The sequence below is a fragment of the Clostridium sp. ZBS15 genome, assembly GCF_023845705.1.
GTDB classification, from domain to species: domain Bacteria; phylum Bacillota; class Clostridia; order Clostridiales; family Clostridiaceae; genus Clostridium; species Clostridium aquiflavi.
Genome location: NZ_JAMQHY010000090.1, coordinates 1 through 4,228 on the forward strand (window position 1 = coordinate 1; position 4,228 = coordinate 4,228).

The window sequence follows — 4,228 nt, forward strand, 5'->3', positions numbered from 1 at the left end:
TAAACAAGTTTACACTATCAACAACATTTGGAGGGGATTAAAATGAAAATTAATAATATACAAGAAATAATCAAAAAAATTGAATGGAAAAGTCTAAAAAAAGAAGGAGGTACATGTGAATATGTTCCAGAAACAATTGCAGAGTTAGTAACTAATAATCAAAATGATAGAGAAAAAATGTATTGGCAATATGATAATAATGTTGTAGTTCAGAGTTATCTTTATGATGGAGCATTTTATTTAATTCCTTTTTTAATTGAAATGCTAAAAGCGGACGATATTATAGAAAAAAAAGAAGTTTATAATTTGCTGTATGAAATTGGAAACGGGTCAGCTGAATTTGATAAAATAGTAACATATAAAACTGATAGTTATCCATTTGAATATTATATTCCATGTGAAAATGGTGTATCATTACCGTTGGGGATCGCGTGCAGAAATGCCGTTTTAAAAGGATGGAATATATATATTACTGAAATCTTGAATGAAAAGTCCTTATTTAGAAATAATGCATTAGAATTAATGTTTAGTTTTATTGAGTATAAAGTGATACAAAAAGAGGTATTAGAAAAATTATTTGAAAAAGAAAGAGATACAGAATTTTATCAAGTGGCTAAAGAGTATTACGATGAGATAATAGAGCTTATAGAACATGATATAGAAATATAATAATATGCTATATAGGGAATTTTTGAATACTTTAAAGAAGATATTAATTATATATAGAGAAAACTTTAAGGACTAGAATAATGTAAGTAGGTGAATTAGCATTGTCTATTTTGTTGACTGACTCGCTACAAAACACTTAATAAATTGACTGCAAAATTTAGTTTAACCAGAGGTGTAACAATAAATAATTGAAATTTATTAATTTATATAACCTAGATAAATTGTTACTTGATGCATAATACTAATTCTGTAGTGAGCTTGCATACAAGAAATAATTGAATCAATGATGAATCCAATTGATGCTGAAATGAACAGTGTCTATTGGATTCTTTCTTCTCAATAAGTTAATAATAAAATAAATTGATTAGAACTACGCCCTTACGCCCAAACTTAGTAATGGAAATGGTTTTAGAAAAACTGAATACGCCCCAATTATGCCCTAAGTGCAAAAAATGAAGACCAATAATGGAGATTGATTCCAGTGTTGGTCTTTTTCCTATACAAAAAATGAGAGGATGATAAACAATGATAAAAATAGTAGAAGAATTCAAAACACACATAACGGAGGATGGAAAAAGCCCTAATACAATACAAAGCTATATTGGAGATATTTCAGCATTTCTAAAATACCTTGGAACAATGAATGTAGAATTTAACGGAGCACTAAAAAGATTCTACATTACCATCTATAAAAAATATCTCATTGATAACAGTTATGAGCCTGCTAACATCAATAAGAAAGTCAATAGTATTGGAGCTTTCAATAATTTTCTAATAGCAAAAGGATACATGCAGGAAAATGTAATTGATTTGAAAAAAGATAGAGTAAAAATAGCTGTAGGTTCGGAACATCAAGTGGAAGTATATTCAGATAATCAGCTAGAAAGGCTTCAATTTACGAAATTGTAGAGAATAAATGATAAATGACTTAAAAAAATATAGAAAAGAGTTATTAACTGACAATGATGCAAAGAAGGTAAGGAAAATTTATGCTACAATGGATGCAGGAGATTTATCTTTAAAAGGTGAAGCAGGGAGTGGTATGGCTCCAGAATATGCAGAACTTTATGGAGATTTTTCAGTAGGGATGTTAGGGGAATTTTGGTTAACAATATCAGCAAGTGGAGTAAAAGCGGCTAACGTTATAATATCAGGTGAGAATGTTTTTTCTAAAAGTGAGGTTATTGCTGGAAGTGGTATTGGAAACTTGGGAAAAACAGTTAAGAGTGCTACTAAAGAAGCTAAGTTACCCAATAAAGGAAAAATAAGATATGTTCCACCTGAAAATTGGACTCCAACGCAACCTTTACCTAAAAATAATGGAGGATATATCGATAAATTTGGAAATGTATGGACAAAAGGACCATCACGAACTGCTGGTCAGTCTTTTGAATGGGAGGTTCAATTATCAAAAACAGGAAAAAATCAAATGGGCTGGCTAAGTAGAGATGGTTCTCATTTAAATGTATCTTTAGATGGTGAAATTACACATAAATAGGGAGGAGTGTATAACAACAATGTTTATAAGGTTATTCGTATATGCTAATAATGAGATTAATGCAAAAGAAATATCTGAGAATATAATTAGTAATATAGAAAGTTTTATAGTAGAGAAAAAATATATTAAAATTGAAACTTATTGGAAAATAGAACAAATATATATTATAGAATTATCAATAGAATTAAATAAAGAAATTAATACAGAAGCTTGGATTAATTTCTTGAAAAGAATTTCAGATAAATGGGAATTTTATGGTGATCCTATAGATGAGATATTGATATCTGAATCACTAAATGGATGTGATTATATAAGAAAAGATATAAGTATGATCAATATTTTTTTATAATTTATAAAATATGAAATGTAAGAAAAAAAGCAGATAAGATAAAATTCTTGAATCTTATTTGCTTTTTAATATAATTACAAAGAATATATTTATGTTAATGTAGAAATCATATTTTAAGATACTCCCACTAATAAATTTACATCATGAAAGGCATGAAATTTATTATCAGTGGAAGCAATAAAGTATTAGTTAAAAAGAGTAAATCAAGTTATATTTCACTTGAAGGAGAATGCTATAATCAAAGTAATGCAGTGTACGAAAATGGAAGCTGTAGAGAAACATATGAAGCATTTACAGATGATGATCCGCAAAATGGAGTAGCTGAGGCCATTAATCAAGAAGTAATGTTAGCTATGAACAAAATTAATATAGAATCAGCTATAATAGCAGCACAGAGTAAATTTGGATCTCTACTTGAAGTATCGATGTTACCAACATTTAAGCCACTTGTATCGTTCTATGATGATGTCAGAGTTAAGAAACAAGCTGAAAATGGTGAATACTTTAGAGGAACACAAAAAAGATATAAAGATATATCAAAAGGAGCATATTTTGTTCCAGATAATAAAGAAGAGTATGAAAAAGCAAATGAAAAAAAATGGGCTTTTAAATCGTACCAAATTTCGGAGAAAGATATGAAAAATTTACCTGAATATGATCCGGTAACTAGAAATAGAGATGGTATTAGAGTAAAGAAACAAGCTTCAAATGGGCAATATTTTACTGGTAGAACTGATGAATTTGGAATGTTTGTACCAGATAATATGGATGCATATTTTGATGCTGATAGTTATGGAAATAGAAAATCTATTGATTCTACATTAAATAAAATTAGTAAGTATACTTATGTAGAAAGTAAATCTTCAAAAGACAAAAAAAGAGCAACTTTGTGCAATAATGAGGATTTTAAATTATATGTAGATGTGTTGCAATATGAAGGAAGTATGGGAGTAAAATTAAATTTATTTAATGGAAATGCTGAATTTGCTCCATCTATGAAAGTTGGAATTGAAGGAAATGGGAAGTTAATTGATTTTCCATATGAATTTAAAGAAATACAATTAGATGGAAGTAAGGTTAAAGTCGACGGATCTGTTAGTTTAATGAGTGGAGATGTTGGCCTTATGTTTGATAATGGAGAAGGAAAATGTGAGGCAATTGGATCTTTTGGAAAAGCATCAATTTCCATGCATGATATAAAAGGTGGAATAGATACATCAGCAAAGGCTGAAGGGTATTTGGGAGCACTTGGATTTAAGACAAAAAGAGATTTTATAAATGGAAATTGTGAAGTAGGAGCAGCAGAAGTAATTGGCGGAAGTTTTGGCGTAGAAAGTAAAAAAAACAATGAATAGATAATGGAAAGAACATATCTATTATATTTAATAAAAGGGGTCATTAAATGAAATTGGTTAGTTTATTAATAAAAAAATTGCATAAGAAAAATATTATATTGAGTGTAGTTTTAATAAGTATGTTTGTTATTCTAAATGGATGTAGTTTCAAGGTGAATATTGGAAATCTTAATGAAGAGGATGAAAAAAATATAATTAGTAATGAAGAAAGTGAAATAGAAATTGATAAAGGTGAATTTTTACCATTAGGAACTGTAGTGTTGCTAAAAGAGTCAAATAGAGAATTGGTGATAACAGGTAGAATGCAAAGGATAGCATCTGACTCAAATGAAAAAACATGGGATTATTCTGGATGCG

Annotated in this window: 6 protein-coding genes; all 6 read left to right on the forward strand. The window is 28.7% G+C overall.

Annotated features, from left to right (window positions below):
• Nucleotides 1-42: 42 nt before the first annotated feature.
• Entirely contained in the window at nt 43-669 is a 627-nt protein-coding gene (locus tag NG904_RS16465) for a hypothetical protein (protein WP_252232780.1), read from the forward strand.
• A 525-nt stretch (nt 670-1,194) separates the two neighbouring features.
• Complete coding sequence (locus NG904_RS16470) at nt 1,195-1,578, forward strand: site-specific integrase (RefSeq protein ID WP_252232782.1); 384 nt, start codon at nt 1,195-1,197, stop codon at nt 1,576-1,578.
• A gap of 7 nt (nt 1,579-1,585) precedes the next feature.
• Nucleotides 1,586-2,167, forward strand: a complete 582-nt coding sequence (locus tag NG904_RS16475; protein WP_252232784.1) for a polymorphic toxin type 17 domain-containing protein — start codon at nt 1,586-1,588, stop codon at nt 2,165-2,167.
• Between the two features lie 19 nt (nt 2,168-2,186).
• On the forward strand, nt 2,187-2,516 hold the full coding sequence (locus NG904_RS16480; RefSeq protein WP_252232786.1) for a hypothetical protein: 330 nt from the start codon (nt 2,187-2,189) through the stop codon (nt 2,514-2,516).
• A gap of 152 nt (nt 2,517-2,668) precedes the next feature.
• Nucleotides 2,669-3,871, forward strand: a complete 1,203-nt coding sequence (locus NG904_RS16485) for a hypothetical protein (protein WP_252232788.1) — start codon at nt 2,669-2,671, stop codon at nt 3,869-3,871.
• A 47-nt stretch (nt 3,872-3,918) separates the two neighbouring features.
• A partial coding sequence (locus NG904_RS16490; RefSeq protein WP_252232790.1) for a DUF4176 domain-containing protein occupies nt 3,919-4,228 on the forward strand: 310 nt, incomplete at its 3' end.

Coding starts and splice junctions, on each gene's coding strand:
- NG904_RS16465 (WP_252232780.1), top strand. CDS start 43: ATGAAAATTAATAATATACAAGAAATAATCAAAAAAATTGAATGGAAA.
- NG904_RS16470 (WP_252232782.1), top strand. CDS start 1,195: ATGATAAAAATAGTAGAAGAATTCAAAACACACATAACGGAGGATGGA.
- NG904_RS16475 (WP_252232784.1), top strand. CDS start 1,586: ATGATAAATGACTTAAAAAAATATAGAAAAGAGTTATTAACTGACAAT.
- NG904_RS16480 (WP_252232786.1), top strand. CDS start 2,187: ATGTTTATAAGGTTATTCGTATATGCTAATAATGAGATTAATGCAAAA.
- NG904_RS16485 (WP_252232788.1), top strand. CDS start 2,669: ATGAAATTTATTATCAGTGGAAGCAATAAAGTATTAGTTAAAAAGAGT.